Annotated in this window: 17 protein-coding genes; 12 read left to right on the top strand and 5 right to left on the bottom strand. The window is 37.3% G+C overall.

Going from position 1 to position 16351, the window contains the following annotated elements; genetic code table 11:
- Positions 1-304: 304 nt before the first annotated feature.
- From NBRC111893_RS00750 to NBRC111893_RS00735, 4 genes are all read left to right on the top strand, one after another.
- Entirely contained in the window at positions 305-1741 is a 1437-nt protein-coding gene (locus NBRC111893_RS00750) for a hypothetical protein (protein WP_125007625.1), read from the top strand.
- A gap of 400 nt (positions 1742-2141) precedes the next feature.
- A complete protein-coding gene (locus tag NBRC111893_RS10870) occupies positions 2142-3770 on the top strand; it encodes a hypothetical protein (RefSeq protein ID WP_125007624.1) in 1629 nt (542 codons plus the stop codon).
- A 277-nt stretch (positions 3771-4047) separates the two neighbouring features.
- Entirely contained in the window at positions 4048-4809 is a 762-nt protein-coding gene (locus tag NBRC111893_RS00740) for a hypothetical protein (RefSeq protein ID WP_125007623.1), read from the top strand.
- Positions 4761-6200, top strand: a complete 1440-nt coding sequence (locus NBRC111893_RS00735) for a DUF5776 domain-containing protein (RefSeq protein ID WP_125007622.1) — start codon at positions 4761-4763, stop codon at positions 6198-6200. Before NBRC111893_RS00740 ends, NBRC111893_RS00735 begins: the two co-directional genes overlap by 49 nt.
- A 172-nt stretch (positions 6201-6372) precedes the next feature.
- On the opposite strand, the gene NBRC111893_RS00730 is transcribed toward NBRC111893_RS00735, so the two are convergent.
- From NBRC111893_RS00730 to NBRC111893_RS00720, 4 genes are all read right to left on the bottom strand, one after another.
- On the bottom strand, positions 6373-6864 hold the full coding sequence (locus NBRC111893_RS00730) for a DUF5776 domain-containing protein (RefSeq protein WP_125007621.1): 492 nt from the start codon (positions 6862-6864) through the stop codon (positions 6373-6375).
- Between the two features lie 94 nt (positions 6865-6958).
- The gene (locus NBRC111893_RS10625; RefSeq protein ID WP_160114422.1) at positions 6959-7105 is read right to left on the bottom strand and encodes a hypothetical protein; all 147 of its coding nucleotides are present in this window, start codon (positions 7103-7105) and stop codon (positions 6959-6961) included.
- Complete coding sequence (locus NBRC111893_RS00725) at positions 7089-7913, bottom strand: hypothetical protein (RefSeq protein ID WP_125007620.1); 825 nt, start codon at positions 7911-7913, stop codon at positions 7089-7091. Before NBRC111893_RS00725 ends, NBRC111893_RS10625 begins: the two co-directional genes overlap by 17 nt.
- Before the next feature lie 554 nt (positions 7914-8467).
- Positions 8468-9217, bottom strand: a complete 750-nt coding sequence (locus NBRC111893_RS00720) for a competence protein ComK (protein WP_160114421.1) — start codon at positions 9215-9217, stop codon at positions 8468-8470.
- Positions 9218-9449: 232 nt separating this feature from the next.
- Between NBRC111893_RS00720 and NBRC111893_RS00715 the strand changes: the two genes are divergently transcribed.
- The 8 genes from NBRC111893_RS00715 (at position 9450) to NBRC111893_RS00685 (ending at position 15803) form a co-directional block, all read left to right on the top strand.
- Entirely contained in the window at positions 9450-9899 is a 450-nt protein-coding gene (locus tag NBRC111893_RS00715; RefSeq protein WP_125007618.1) for a zinc-ribbon domain-containing protein, read from the top strand.
- Between the two features lie 260 nt (positions 9900-10159).
- The gene (gene tnpA, locus NBRC111893_RS00710; protein ID WP_125007617.1) at positions 10160-10612 is read left to right on the top strand and encodes an IS200/IS605 family transposase; all 453 of its coding nucleotides are present in this window, start codon (positions 10160-10162) and stop codon (positions 10610-10612) included.
- A complete protein-coding gene (locus tag NBRC111893_RS00705) occupies positions 10593-11729 on the top strand; it encodes an RNA-guided endonuclease TnpB family protein (protein WP_125007616.1) in 1137 nt (378 codons plus the stop codon). The genes tnpA and NBRC111893_RS00705 overlap by 20 nt, the downstream gene beginning before the upstream one ends.
- Before the next feature lie 144 nt (positions 11730-11873).
- Positions 11874-12083 (top strand): hypothetical protein, encoded by a 210-nt coding sequence (locus tag NBRC111893_RS10620; RefSeq protein WP_160114420.1) that lies wholly within the window; start codon positions 11874-11876, stop codon positions 12081-12083.
- Positions 12043-12522: a glycosyltransferase gene (locus NBRC111893_RS00700; protein ID WP_160114419.1), complete on the top strand. Its 480-nt coding sequence runs from the start codon at positions 12043-12045 to the stop codon at positions 12520-12522. The genes NBRC111893_RS10620 and NBRC111893_RS00700 overlap by 41 nt, the downstream gene beginning before the upstream one ends.
- Before the next feature lie 47 nt (positions 12523-12569).
- Entirely contained in the window at positions 12570-12893 is a 324-nt protein-coding gene (locus NBRC111893_RS00695; RefSeq protein WP_125007614.1) for a hypothetical protein, read from the top strand.
- A complete protein-coding gene (locus tag NBRC111893_RS00690; RefSeq protein WP_125007613.1) occupies positions 12871-13512 on the top strand; it encodes a DUF5776 domain-containing protein in 642 nt (213 codons plus the stop codon). Before NBRC111893_RS00695 ends, NBRC111893_RS00690 begins: the two co-directional genes overlap by 23 nt.
- 461 nt (positions 13513-13973) lie before the next feature.
- The gene (locus tag NBRC111893_RS00685; protein ID WP_125007612.1) at positions 13974-15803 is read left to right on the top strand and encodes a lectin-like domain-containing protein; all 1830 of its coding nucleotides are present in this window, start codon (positions 13974-13976) and stop codon (positions 15801-15803) included.
- A 61-nt stretch (positions 15804-15864) separates the two neighbouring features.
- Here NBRC111893_RS00685 and NBRC111893_RS00680 read toward each other — a convergent pair whose 3' ends face one another.
- Positions 15865-16299, bottom strand: a complete 435-nt coding sequence (locus NBRC111893_RS00680) for a DUF2325 domain-containing protein (RefSeq protein ID WP_125007611.1) — start codon at positions 16297-16299, stop codon at positions 15865-15867.
- Between the last annotated feature and the right edge of the window lie 52 nt (positions 16300-16351).

Here is a 16351-nt window from a genome sequence, read left to right as displayed (position 1 = left end):
TTTGATAATATCGTAAAGAAGATGTCATTCTGGCTAACAGGAATGCTTTATGCCGTCAATTATAATTAAAAATAACAAAGTGAATAACGACCTGTCGATTAATTTGTAATGAATTTGTAAAGTTTGATTTTTGAGGAAATAACTGTTTGCTGGAGTCACGAGCGGTGTTACTGACTTATATGAATAATTTATAGCGTTAACTATAATTAAAAAGGACTAATTTTATAATAATATGTTGATTAATTTGTAATATTTTTGTAAACTTAGGTTATTTAAAGGAAGTATTTAAGTATGGGGAAGCAATATGAAGATTAGTTTTAAAAAAGCATTATTAATTAGTTCCATGACTCTTGGTTCACTTACATTACCAAGTATCATGAAAGCTCAATCAGTATCGGCAAAGTCATACGCAAAGGTTACTTTTGGTAGATCAATGGTAACTCCTGCTAGTGCTCGGAATGTTAATGTGACTGGAAATAATGGATTATATAGCAAGATTGGCACTACTAAGGGAGCAAAATTGGTTGCTTCAGCTTCAAGACTTGCTGATTTGAAGTCTAGTAACCTTGATCAAGATAATTGGCGGGCTTACAGAGTTGCCACTACCAACCGGGGATCTGTTTACTACAAGATCGTTTCATTTGATGGCGCATACCGTGGCTGGGTCTATGGGGGAACCAGCACATACCGATTCAACGGTGGACTAACTTCTTTTGCAACTACTGGTACTTATAATGATGGTAGGGCTGATAATAAGACAGTTTATAAATTAACTGGCTTAGTTGTAGGCGAAAACAACGTATTATACAAAGCTCCAGCATGGACTCAATACAAAGTTGGACGGGCCAAAATTAACGGTAATGGCAGCGTTATTGGTGATGCAACTGCTTATAAGAACGCTACCTTTACATTAGGCAGTTCAGTTGATAATTCCAGAAGCCGTGAAGTTTGGTATCAAATTAGTAATTCATCAAATGCTGACATCAATGGTGCGTGGGTTCAAGCTTCTAATTTAGTGGCAACTAAAGTAACGACACCAACGCCAACGCCAAATCCAACAACGCCAAGCAATCCTACACCTGCTCCATCAGTTCAAGCAGTTAAGACTGCAACCTTTGATACATCAAGTAATGGTGGTAATGGACAGACGGTACCAAGTAGTACTGGTGATGTTTTGAAGTCAGATAATGCAGATATCGCTAGTGGGAATGGTGCGCGCCATTCTTATGTTGATGCTCAAAATAAATTTGTCAGTGACTTCAAATTAGCAAAGGGAACTCCAGTTACCAATGATAATGTTAAGACGGCCCTTGCTAATGAAGGGTTAACTGATTTTTATGCAGTCAATCATTATTCATTCTTAACTAAAGACCAAGCTCTGCCTGCTAAGAGTATTCAAATGTGGCATTATGAATATTCTGGTGTGACAATCACTGGAACTTCTGCTGACAATATCAATGTTGAGATTCATTACAACATTACCAAGTATGAAGGTGATCCAAGTAGTATGAGTCAAGGAGCTACTTGGAAACAAATCTTTACTTACTTACAATCTGCTGCTAAGAATGATAAACCAGGTACATCAACAGGAACTTCAAGTAACCCAGGTACATCGACAGGAACTCCAAGTAACCCAGGTACATCAACGGGAACTCCAAGTAACCCAGGTACATCAACGGGAACTCCAAGTAACCCAGGTACATCAACGGGAACTCCAAGTAACCCTGGTACATCGACATGAACTCCAAGCAAACCGGGTACATCAACAGGAACTCCAAGCAAACCGGGTACATCAACAGATCCTTCAACCAACAAAATAATCAGCGGTATTGCTGAAGGTATCACTGACGTAGTTTCTGCTGCAGGAGCACTTGCTGGAGGATTAGCAGGCCTATTCAAATAGGATTTATCATAATTCTGAACTTTAAATAAATAGAAAAAACATCTCGCATATACTTGTGAGATGTTTTTTTATTTGGCAATCAATTTTATAAACTTGTAAAGTATCGTTATCGTTTAGTTAAATAATTGTAACCTAAAAATAATTAAGGGGATATATCATTACAATCCATTGATTATTTTTAGGCCGTTTTGTACACTGAAGTCATAAGTAAGAACCTATTAGGAAACGGGGGAAGACAATGAAGACTAATTTAAAAAACATATTACTGATCGGCTTTGCAACGCTTGGATTAGCTGCTGTTTCAGGTGTGATCAATGGACAATCAGCATCTGCTAAGACATACGCGAAAGTTACTTCGAATAATGTAATGAGCACGTCAGCTCCTACTCGGAATGTTAATGTGACTGGAACTAATGCCATATATACTAAGGCGGGAACTTTAAAAGGTGCTCGACTTGTCGCAACGAAGACGACGTTAAATATTTTGAAAAATAGTCAACAAGGCCAAAAAAATTGGCGGGCATATCGCGTGGCTACGACCAATCGAGGGTCTGTGTACTATAAAATCGTTTCATTTGATAAGTCATACCGTGGCTGGATCTATGGTGGTAAGGTAAGCAACCAGTTTAATGCTGGGGTGAAGGCTTATACCACTACTAATGCGATTAATGATAGTCAGGCTGACAATAAGACAGCTTATCAACTGAAGAGTAATGCTGCTAGTGGCAGTAACACGACTTTTTATTCACAACCAGCTTGGTCCCAATATAAGATTGGCCGAGCTCGGGAGAACGGTGATGGACCAATCATTACTGATGCTTCTAAGTATAATAATGTGACATTTACATTATCTCAGGCAGTTAAGACAACTCGTGAAGGTGAAACCTGGTATCAGATTAGTAACCCAACTAATCATGATCTTAATGGTGCTTGGATTAAGAAAAGTGATGTGACTGTATTACCAATTCCTGAAGAAGTGGTAAGAATTCGGATCAAGAGTACCGAAGGACAATTGCTAGGGGTGCTAACTCTGCCTAAGCAGGATAGTGAATCGACTGGATCGCAGACAATTGCTAATGAGTATGGTCAGGTAATTACTGATAGTCACACTGTCAACACTGCTGGATTATCGGCAGCATATCAAAAGCTGTTAAACGATGCTAATATTAGTGGTAATTATGGCATTTCTGGATTGTCTGATCAACAGATATTAGCAAATAGTTTAGCTTTAAGGATGGCTGATTATGGTCAAACAGCTGAAATTACGGTTGCACCAAATCCGCAACCAGAACTAGTACTGTTTACGAATACTTCACAGACTCTATTGGCTGGCCCAGTTCAAAATGGTGAAACTGCTGGAGATATGATTTCAGCAGTTTACACAGGCAACCAAGTGGTTGAATATAATACTATTCTTAATGATATTGTGAATGGGTTACGTGGGGAAGCTGGAACGACCTTGTCTGCTGATCAGCTTTCAAATGTATTGCAACAGGCCAATGCTAGTGAATTTTATTATGTCGAGAATACTAGTACTGGTAAAATCTTATCTAGTGGCGATTTAAATAATAATGGAACGATTAATGAAGCACTTTTTAATGTTCCATTAATTGTATATCGCGCTGAATTAACGAAGTCTCAAATTGCTAATACTACTGGAGATGGCAGCAATGGAAATGGCTACAATCCTGGAGCTTATGCCGGAACTGTTAATCAAACACCCGCACCAGCTATTCAAGGTAAATTCGGTGAGAATAATTTCTTGATGTTATATTATGCTGGTACTCCAAGCAAGTCATTTACCATTAATGGTACTGATGGTGCGGATAAGATGAATGTTAAGCAGTTGTATGAACAATTTAAATAATTAATGATGAAAATAATCTCGAATGGTCGGCGTGAGTTATGACGGTTCGGGATTATTTTTGTGGTTTAATGAGGGTGATTGCTTGTTAGATGAATAATTAAAAATAATAATTTGGTTATGATCATATGTATATGATTAACGGCGTTGATTTTTGCGCTAATTACTGGGGGATAACCGAACATTCAATTCCCAACAAAAAAATGTCATGGGGTGTTATAATTGCAGAGCGAAATTGATAAACCACATGTTTTATATTTTTAAGAGGGGGAAACAACAAATGAAAGTAACCAGTAAGGACTATGTGCTTCAACGATTAGTAACTTTTGTTTTCACATTATTATTAATTATTGGAGGATCTGCTTTAGTAGGCCTAACTAGTCGAGCTGATTCAACTGGGGGAGCTTTTACCGGTGGAGATTCAACACCTATCTCCAATGCTAGTGGGCACAATGCGACATTGACGGTTCAACTTGGAAATAGTTCGACGTCCATGAACTATGATGAAAATCAAAACCGCTCCACAAATGCGACAGTTGATACTAACCAAATTAAGGAACAATTTCAGTCAAATTCACAGAAATATGAAGCAAAGATTACGCTCACAAATACATCAGATCAACCATGGAACAATGTTTTCTTTCATGTAGAAACACCAGCTCTTTATAATGGCTATTCTGCAATTCTGGGTGATGTTACCGCAGATTCAGGTGTGACTCTTTCGAGTGTGTCTGCTACTTCAGTTTTTTTCATGGCTAATATTGATTCTAAACAGTCTAAGTCTATTTATATTCCTTTAGGCCCAGCTTCAAATGGTAAAAATATTACTGATGGTTTGAATGATCAATGGACATTTGGTGTTTACGGTTCTGCCACATCTACTTTTATGATTACTACTGATACACCTAAGACTCCGGCCACTCCAATCTTTAGTAGTAAGTCTGATTTAGCTACTGGAAGTATTTACTTACCACTTATGATAACGGTGATAACTTGTATACACAGCAGGCTGCAGCTTTACAATCGCAAATGCCAGCGGTAAGTCCTGACGAAATTACTTTTAAGAATCAAAATGCTGATTTGGGTGATTCAGCGTTATACCCCGGTGGAAATATGTATGTTGACATTAGCAAGATAAAGTCAGCCGATGGTAAAGAATCAATTACAAGTTGGCTTGAGCATAATGGTTATACGACGCCTTCATTTGATGGGCAGAAAAAAACAGATTACTTCCAATTTGACTACCCAAGCACAAGCAGCTCAAATGCACCCATTAAATTACTTAGTCAAAGTAAGGTATTTGCTGCAGATGAACTTACCAAAAGTGATGCAACTCCTGTTAATTCAAATCTGATTGATAATCAAGGTAACCAAACTACGTTTCCTGATATGCTCAACCATAATGGTATTGGCGGCATTAATTTCCAAGCTATAAAAGTTATTGATACTGATAATGTTAAAACCAATGCGGATGCCGATGGTAAATGGAATGCTAAGGATAACTTGGTAGTATATGCACCCAACCAAGCAAGTCAAAATACTAAATTAGATGTTAATGCCATTTTCAATTCGGAAAATGATACTAAGGGCAACTTAACCGTCACGGTTGATGGTGGCGCAACAATCGATAAAGATGGTAACTTAGTTAATACTAAGTCAGGCATAACTTACAATGTAACTTATCATTATGTCCAAGACGGATACAACATTACTAAGACGATTGCAGTTACTGTTCCAAACAAGGATAGTGGGAACGGTAATGTAAATCCATCTAACCCAGGAAATGGTTCAAATAACAATAACTCTGGAAATGGTAGTGTAACCCCATCCAATCCGGGGAATGGTTCAAACAACAATAATTCTGGAAATGGTAATGTGACACCATCTAATCCAGGTTCTGGATCAAACAATTCTGGTAACTCAAACACAACTGGGCCATCACTAGGAACTATTCAAAAGAAGATGGCGGTTATTATGAACAAAGGTGGTTACTTGTACAAGACTACCAGTCTTGGTAGGAGTAGGAGTGGCCGGATTTACTACAAGGCTGGCACTCGCCAACAACGCCCAATGTTTGTGGTAACTAAGATTGTTAACTCAAAGAACGGACTCTTGTATCAAGTTCGTGATGCCAATGCAAAGTTTGGTAACTCAAACAAGAAGACCAATGGAAAAGTTGGTTATATCAAAGCTACTAAGAACGTTGTTCCCGCTTACTACTCAACCAAGAAGGTTAAATACTTCAAAGTGATTAATAAGAAGGGAATTAATGGATACAAGAATGTAAGTTTAACTAGCAAAGCTAAGCATTACAAGTATGGTACTAAGGTTCGCGTTGTTAGTCAGAAGGCTCACAATTTAACTATGCGTTATAAGTTGAGTAATGGTAATTACATCTCAGCTAACAAGAAGCTTGTCGCAATTTACAAATAACTAATTAAAGCCATTCCTCAATTAGGAATGGCTTTTTAATTTATAAAAGTTTGTGCTATTAATGTAGTTAATAAATCTGATAGAAATCACAGGCCAATTAATGCTTAAATTTATAAAATAATATTAAAAGAGGCGTCCATCTTAGTCTAAGACGGATGCCTCTTAATCATATTTATTTCCAAATAATGAATTTTTTACTTCCAGTCACATAATTACCATTGGTTAGTTGGTAACGAGTGGCTAATTTGTACTTCTTAATTGATTTAACTTTTAAAGTGCTACCTTTCTTATAGAGCTTAGCTTTACCAGTTAATTCAATATTTTTATATGATTTAACACCATTCTTGCTAAGAACCTTAATCTTTTTATTCTTTGGGGTTGTTGTGTAATATGCTCTCACAACATATTTTTCATTCGCAGTAATGTAACCTTTAGTTCCGGCGACATATTTACCATTAGATGGATTATATTGTTGGACTTTGTATCGTAAATTACCATTATCATCTGTCTTGTAGCCTTTAACAATAAATTGTGGTCGGTTTACACGACTGGTTTTAGCGTAATACTTAACACGTTGGTTCTTATTAAAGTTGGCGTGCTTGTACAAATAGAACCCTTTAATACCATAAATTGATTGACCTTTTACCGCTGCCCAGTTTGGCAAACCGGTAGAATTATTTCCTGGCACACTTGGAGTTGGTAATGCAGGCTGTGATGGTTGTTGTGGTTGACTAGGAATGCTTGGCTTTGAAGGTTGGTTAGGGGGTGCTTGGTTGCGTTGGATTGGTTACTGATCCGCTACCAGAATTATTATTCCCACTATTACCATGATTGCTTGTTTCCGGTTTAGTAACTGTTAGTTCAGCTGTTGCATCGTTATAGCCAAATTTACTGAAAGTAATCATCAGCAGCTTTTAAGTCTTTGAGTTTATCTGGTGAGTCTTTTGCACTATCAAATACTACATTTCCGTTTGAGTATTTAATTACATAAGTAATGCCATCTGATGGATTAACATTAAAGTCTTTTATGGGATCAATATTCTGTCCCTCTTTAATAGTTAACGATTTGTTAACGGTTAAATCAGAAGGATTGTATAACATAAAGAACGACTTGTTGTATGCCCATCCATTGTCTTGATCATCATTATTAGCTTGAAAATGATATACACCAGTTGTAATTAAGGAAGCGTTAGTCATACTTCTAAAGAAATCTTGATTAGTGGTACTATTTTGCAACAAGTTGTTAAAATCACCTAATTGAGCGGATTCGAGTTGCAAGTTGGCACCTTTTAAATCGATGCTTACCGGAATATCGAGTTTTAATTCAGACGGTAATTTACCGTCATCCGTCATGAAGGTGAGACCTGTATAGTTCATATTACTAATATCCGTACCTTCAGGTAGGTCAGAAATAGCCTTATCATTTGTGTGACTAGCGGACTCTAGACCAATCTTCAAATCAGGATAATTTTTATTTAAATTTTTTAAATAATTAAAAGAAGCATTATTGAATGTTAAATTAACACCTGATGTCTGAGATGAGAATTGAAGTGTATACAATTTAGCACCAGCATTCATTTTTTCAGGGATCGAAAGTTGGCTTACAATGTGTGCTTCGCCAGAATCAAATTTGTTTTTATTGATTAAGAACAATGACGAAACAGCTTGCGAACCATTAATTTCGCCCTTATCTTTGTAAAAGTTGGGCGACACATTATTATCGATAATGTTGCTATTATCACCATTATCAGTGGCGTTAATTTTGTAGCGATCTGTATACCATTAAAGTTCGTGGTCGTATTATAACATTCATAAAAATCGCCACTAGATGACTTTTTATTATTATATATAATAGATTGATCTGGCGAATAGGATAGGCTATCTAAAGATGTATCATCTGCGGCTTGAGAATGGATTCCGCTAACTGACATCATAGAAAGAGTTAAACCAACTGCCAAAAGAACCTTTTTTAAATTTACTTTTATCAAAATGTTCCATCCAAAATGTAATAGGCACTAATATATTTATGCCATAGACGATTTTATCACAATTGCCAAAAATTACAGAAATAAAGACTGTTTAATCATCAGATAGGGACCTATAGTAAATAGTGGGATTGTTCAATTAAAGTATGGATGATAACTCTCGCTTTTATCTCAGCTAACAAGAAATTTTTTTCAATTTACAAATAGATAAAATTAAAGCCATTCCTTAATTGGGATGGCTTTTTGTGTGCGAATAATTATTTTATATAAACTGACATCAACTTATGAATCAAACTCTTTCATCAATTCTTTCAACGTTGGTGCTAGTGTCTGCTCATCGAAGCCTACGTATCGCAGGACTTTTTCTGTCCACTCTTCAACGGCTTCTAATTCAAATTCACGAACTTCTGAAGCAAATGCTTGGTATTGAGAAATTTCAGTAGCACTGGTTTTGACTCCCGCAAAGGTTGCTTTAATAGTATTAAGAATGGTTTGCTGGAATTTCATAATGGCCGTCCAATCTTTTTCTCGATTGAAAATAAAACGGTGAGTAGTTGGAATTAGCACCTTTTCATGACAACCTCTGAATTGCACCAGCGAATTATCAGAGCGATTACCAATTGTATAATCGTCAATGTGGTGTAAGGCCAGCCAAGACTGTTCCTTACCATCAACCGATTTCAATGGTGACATGCAGAACTCTCCTTGAACCGTGGGCACGTAATTATTAACGCCGACATGCTTGGCGGCCGCCATCATTGTGCGCTTACACCCAAGGGGGCGCATGTTCATTAATTGCTTCATCAAAGAACTCGGCTTGGCCGGAATTGCATATAAGCCCTGCTGGCGATCTAAAATCAGGGTAGGAAACCGTTTATTGCCGATGTACCAGATAAGACAGACATTCCGCCAGTCGATATTGGCAATGTGCGAGGTCGTCTTGAGGTGGTTAAGCTTAAGCGTACGAATGTCTAATATACGGCCTTCATGGGCTGACTTACTTTTGGGAGTCAGGTAATCAGTGAAATACATACTTAAAATTCCTCCAAATTTTTATGCTTAGATATGTCATTGCTAATGATTATTATTAGTAATTATCGATTACGAAGAAAAATAATATCACATTTTGATGTAATGTAAAACCGTTTATCTAAGATTTTTAATAGTAGAATTAGCCAACTTGCAAATTTGACACATAAATATCATCCGCAAAGGCTTAAAGTTTTTGTATAATGATTAGTGATGATAATTTTGGAGGGAAACCATGAGTGTAGAAGATAAAGTGTGTGTAAAGTGCGGTCGCACAATTCCAGGATATTCGCGATTTTGTCCGTACTGTGGGGCGGCACAACCAGCAATAAGTACTAACAATAAAGTTAGCAATAATAAACGTTCAGCTCAGCGAACTAGTCAGGGCATGTCACCAATGCATAAATTAGGGTTGATCATTGGAGTGTTGGCCGTGATACTCGCTATTGCGAAATTCACCACGTTTAAAGATGGTCCAAGTCACCACAAGATTGAAGAGGAATTACATCTGGATATGTTTGAAGGACAAACTGCATACGGGAAGCATCCCAAGGTGACGGTTAATAAGCATAAAGGAACAATCATTAAGATTTCGTACAAGAGTACCGCTTTGAAAAATATTCAAAGCAACCCGGATTGGCGACGATTGACCAAGAAATCAATTAAAAAAGTCAAAAGAATTTAATGGGATTTACGGTAACAGGAAATATTCCGACATCAAGATTCGAAATGATAAGAGCAAAAAAGTATTGTTCCGAGTTGATCGCGGAAAGGTTTTATATAACCAAGCCGAAAAGAACCGACTATAATTAGATGTAGGGGAACTATTAAGATAATTTTTGTTTAGGAGCAAGGAAACACGTTCTTTTAAGGACGTGATGAATTGCCCTTTTCTTTTATATTTGGAACATGTGGTATGATAAATATATATGGTAAGATATTGTTATGAAAGATACTAATAGACTTACATATGGTAGAACATCTGCTTATAATTTAAATTACCACATTATTTGGGGTACTAAATACCGCAACCGGGTTCTGAAAGGAAATGTAGAGGTTGTCTTGAAGCAAGTTCTGTTAGAAATTGCTTCAAAATACGGGTTTAGTATTGAACATATGGAAATAGGTAAAGATGACCACGTTCACTTACTAGTGAGTGCTCCACCTAAGCTATCAGTTACTAACATCGTCCGGTGGCTAAAGGGAATTAGTGCTTGGAGATTATTTAGAGAGTGTCCAGAGCTAATTAAAAGCTACTGGAAGAAAGTAGACCGACATCTTTGGTCACCAAGTTATTATGTGGAGAGTATTGGCACTACTAATGAAGATGCAGTAGCTAAATATATTGATGATCAAAGAAAAAAGGAGGTGGATTTAAATGACTTTAAGAGCGATTAAAACTAGGATTTACCCTAATTTAGACCAACAAGATAAAATCATTGCTAACTTCGGTTATTGTCGATTTGTCTGGAACCAGTTATTAGATATGCAGATTAAACGCCGAGAAAACGGAGGTTCTTATCTTAACGAGTTTGGTATGAACTACTTAATCAAGCAATTGAAACAAGAATATCCCTTTCTTAAACAAGCGGAATCAACCTCGCTACTACATGTTAGCCGTGACTTAAACCATGCTTATCAAAAACTATTTAAAGAGCATAAAGGATTTCCTAAGTTTAAATCCCGTAAATTTCCTAAACAAAGCTATCAATCTAATTCTGTGAATAAGAATATCCAACATGTGGGTAACCAACTTAGATTACCTAAGTTAGGACTAATGAAATTTAGATGTGGCAGAAAAATTGAAGGTAAGATGAAAAACGTTACTATCCGTCTTTCAGCTACTGGCAAGTTTTACGCTATTATCCTAGTAGATACTGAAGTTAAAGAACTACCTAAAACTGAAAATTCCGTAGGAATTGATATGGGAGTAGCTGATTTGATGATTACTAGCGATGGTGTTAAATACCCAACGATTAGGTTTGATAAAATCCTAGCTAAGAAAAAGCATTACTGGGAAAAACGCCTAGCTAGACGTAGACTTCAAGTTCAGAAAGAAATAGCTTGGGATAAACACAATAAGGTATTGGTACCAAGAGAGATTTCGGACTTTAAAAATTACTTAAAAGCTAAACGAATGGTAGCTAAGTATAACGAGAAGATAGCTAACCAACGTAATAACTACCTCCACAATTTAACTAAGTCTCTGGTTGAAACTTACGATGCAATTAAAATCGAAGATTTGAAAGCCAAAAATCTTCTTAAAAATCATAAGCTTGCTAGAGCGATAGCTAACCAATCGTGGCGAGAACTGCGTTCTCAACTAGAATATAAGTGTGCCTGGTATGGAAAACAGTTAGTCACTGTTAATCCTCGTAAAACCAGTCAAATCTGCTCAAACTGTGGGTATGATGACGGTAAACATACCTTAGGTATTAGACAGTGGACGTGCCCTAAGTGTGGTGTTAATCACGACAGAGATGTTAACGCTGCTGTAAATATTCTAAATGCTTAAATGACTAAACTGGGTCGGAACGACCCTTAGTAAATAGCCGTAACCTCTGCACTGATATTCCTAGAATATACGTGTAAGTCAGCGGTGTTCCTAGAAGCTCGTTACTTTAGTGACGAGTAGTTCACTATGACTCGGGGCGAGAGTATGAAAATTCATAGTAGTCGGGGGACTTATGTAACCCTTACATTAGGAATCATCGTGTTAATCATAATTGGCGCCAACTATTCGCTAGTTCAGCCAGGCCTATGGGGAGCCGTGATGTTATTAGTAATCAGGTGGTTGGCAGGATTAGTAGCATTATGGACGTATGCTTTTGATTTTTTACTATATGTTCTTATCAATTTTTGGATATAAAAAAGCCAAGCGAAATTATAAGATCCATAAACCAAAGTTAAAATTTTTAATTTTAATTCCATCACATAATGAAGAAAATGTGATTGGGGTCACGATTGAAAATTTACAGCAGATTGATTACCCTAAGGATCTCTATCAAATTGTAGTTGTTTCCGATCAGTCCACCGACGCAACCACGGCTATAGCAAATGCCGAAGGGGTGAAGGTAATTGATACTTCGCTGGGTGCTCACCCAAGAATTGGCGTTGGTAAGTCGGGTCAGTATGAGGTCCATTTGACCACTGCCGATGGGCAAGATAAGACGATTACGTTAACCGTCCTTGATAACAAGAAGAGCATTAGTGGTGAAGACTTTACGATGACGGTTGGTGATAAGCAATCAACCGCTGGTGATTTTAAGGCCGTCGCGACGATGAAGATGGTAAGTCACTTGAAGTAACGCCGGATTATAGCAAAGTTGATTTTAATACTCCGGGAGATTACAAGTTGATTTTGAAGGCTGCTGATGGTCAGGAGAAGGAAGTTACCTTGCATATTAAAGCTAAGGCTACTAATCCAGGCAACCCTGGGAATCCTTCAAATCCAAGCAACCCGGGCAATCTAAGTAATCCTGGAATGCCAGGGAATCCTTCACAGCCCGGGAACCCAAGTAACCCAACTAATCCAAGCGAACCTATTGATCCTAATATCCCTAATGGTTCTGGTGATGTAAATGATACTGGAGATGGTCTGGTTGTTCCTAAGAATACCGTAGTCTGCTCACTAAGAAGTATTTACCTTTACAAGGATGCTAACTTTAGAACCCGTTGATCGAACGATTCATTATGCTAAAAAAGATCGAATTGATCGACCAATGTTTATGGTAACGGGTTACGCTAGATCAAAAGCCGGTCATTTGCGCTACCATGTTAAAGACATCAATCATTTCAGCAAGACTGAAGGTAAGCAAGGTTACATCACTACTAAGTGGAATTATGTGCGTCCCGCTTATTATCAAGGAAAACATTCAACAATCACCGTTATTGGGGTCAATGGAGTCGATGCCTACAAGCACAAGAATTTGACTGGTAAAATTCGTAACTACAAACAAGGAACAGTGTTAAAGGTTAAGAATATTGTGCACCATAATTTGACCAATCGCTATGTATTAAGTAATGGGCAATATATTACTGATAATCGAAAGTTAGTTAATATGGGTCGCCACAAACAGCCACTGTTAGTTAAAGCTAAAACCAGTGTTAATCGCTATAACAAAGTTAATTTAACTGGACGCAATCGAAACTTTAAACGCAACCAAGTATTTAAGGTTGAAGATTATGAATACTCAAATAGTCAGAATGTTACGAAGCGAGGTACGTTAAGATACAAAGTGGCTGGCGGTTATATTACTGGAAATGATAAGTACATTGAAGTAATTAAGTGGATTTGATTAACGGCATATCTAATTGCTTTGTTTTAGCTAATACCGCCATCGAATTAGCACATTTACTATGAGAAGATTAAATTGAAATGATATTAACAAACCAGGCACAAACGTTTAATAAACAGCGTTTATGCCTGGTTTTGTTTTTGGTTGCGTGAAATTAAATTGCAAAACGTTCAAATCGCTGGTGCAAATTTTTCAATCTGGTAGAATAACGTATTGTAAATAATGGTTGATAGCATTTACTTGTTTATTAATCAATTAGTGGAGGATTATATCTTGACTTCAAACGATAAGTTTTCAAGACAGGCGAAAATGCACTGCGCGATGTTACGATTGTTTAATTTTAAGGGACTTTGCTGAATATGCCACAATATTGAGCAATCAGCGATTGAATCGCTGAAATATTATTTGCACGGGTGATTATATAGGAGCTAGTCACTGACATATATTATGGGGGTATCATAATGAACAAAAAATTAAAATTAACTTTGATGACATCAGCTATTTTATTGGCAGGAGTTACTGGATCAAGTATCGTTTCAACTCAGCATGTTTATGCGGACACCACGGCTGTTCCAAGTGATGGCAATACTGGCTCAGTTACAATAACTGGGAACCAATTACAGAATTTATTTACGACTACCGGCAAGGCTAGTATTGATAACAAGAATGGGCAGGTTAGCTTGGTTCCTGGAAATGCTGGTTTTTTTAGTAGCGCAGAGGCCGGATCAGTATATATGAATGGCAACATTGATATGTCGAAAAGCTTCGATTTGTCTCTTTATGTTAATTTTGCAACTAAGAGACAACTTTTAAATACTAAAAGTGATGGCAGCGTCTTTGCTTTCCGTCCTGGTGATCCAACAGTAGTTGGTAACCCTGGATCTGGAATGGGAATTGGTGGTATTCGAGGTGCTTTTGGAGTGACGTTGGATACTTATCATAACAATGATAACCAGTATGCTCGGAGCTATAAGGATCCAAGCGCTGATCCGTATATTTCGTTCTTCCAAAATAATTACGATGGTAACCCCAACAACTTCAATAATGTCAATTCCGGTGGTGGAGATACTCTTACCGGACCAGAATATGGTTATGCTAAGCAATGGATTGATAACACGGGCACCGGTGGTAAGGGTGCTCAATCAGTTAGCAAAAGTGATTTGGGAGATTCTGCTTGGTTACCGTTGGATATTTCATATAACGGTGACACGCACCAGTTAACTTATACATTAAAGAATAACGGTGGTAGCAAGGTCATCGCCACTGATACCTATGACTTCTCTGATCGGATTAAGTTGTATGGCGATTATATGAACTTGTCAATTTCATCTGGTGACTCATATGCATCACAGGCTTCAGCTAACATTAGATTTGATAAACTTACTCTGAATCCAGTTGCGGTAACCAATGTGCATTACGTTGATACTGATGGCAATCAGGTTGCCCCAACGGATACTGTTAATACACCGATCAATCCAAATGGGGCCACCACTGAAACTATTGCACCAAAGGATATTGATGGCTATGAATTGAATCATGTGGATGGCCCAGCTGAATATGATACTGACAGTCATGTTTTGACGATTGATGGCGGTGCCACGTTAAATGGTGACTTACTGAAAAATATTACTTTTTATTATAAGAAAGTAGAAACGGGTAATCCAACAGACCCAACAGATCCAAGTAACCCTGGTAACGGTGTAGGTAGTACCAACCCAGGTAACTCAGGCGATACAGGTAATGGTGGAAACGACACTACCCCAAACCAAACCGGAGATACTCCTAGTCAGACTGGTGATATTCCTAACTGGGCTGCAGTAAAGGGACAATCAGTTTACGGCATCAAGGGATTCTATCTCTACAAGAATGCTAATTTTAATAAGAATCAAAGAATTAAAACTTATAAGAAGGCTATTAGAGTAAACCGGCCACAGTTTGTAGTTAAGAATTACAAGCGGGATGCTAAAGGAAACTTGAGATACTATGTTCAACAATATAATCCGGCTACAGGTAAATATGTAAAGGGAACTAGTGGCTATATTACAGCTAATCAAAAATATGTAGTTAAGGCATATTACCAATCAGTTCCTAAGAATAAACAAATCAAGATTATCAATAAAAATGGAGTTAAAGCATATAAGAATGTGAAGTTATCTGGTAAAGCTAAATTTTACAAGAAAGGTAGTATCTTAAAGGTTAAGTCAGTTAAGAGCTACAAATTAACAACGCGTTATCAATTGACTAATGGTCAGTATGTAACAGGTAACAAGAAGTTTGTTATTTGGAAATAATGAATTGAATGTAAATTAAAACAGCCACCATAATTTTATGGTGGCTGTTTTGTATTCTTTATTATTCCACAATATGATGTGAAGGAACGTAGATTGGTTGATGATTAATGGCCCGGCTGATTGCTTGTTCAATTGCCAGAGGACTGTTCATATTAGTTGCCGCAACTAGTTTATGCTGCTCCCGGGCAATTGAAATTGCATGGTTGGCAGTGTTGTGACTAACTGAATTCAGCATGATTAAGACGATATCAGCATGCGTGATGGCTTTGTTTAAGTTGGTTTGAATTCCCTTACCACGAGTTTTTTCATCGTATAAACAAAGCTCATTACCATTATGGGCGAGAACGACTTCTTCAGCGACTGGCTTGTGATCGCCATACCCAGCCATTAATACGCGTTTGCCATTTAAATCATAATCAGTGGTTGGTTTGAATTTTTTTAAATTTCCATCAGTTTTGCGACCACTGCTAAGTTGTTTAATTCGTTGTTCGGTCATTTGATTTGCCCCCTAAACCGTTTACATTTATTATTTCATAGTTGGACAAGTC

It is taken from the genome of Lentilactobacillus kosonis (genome assembly GCF_003864335.1).
Lineage (GTDB): Bacteria > Bacillota > Bacilli > Lactobacillales > Lactobacillaceae > Lentilactobacillus > Lentilactobacillus kosonis.
This window is presented reverse-complemented; position numbering and strand designations above follow the sequence as displayed.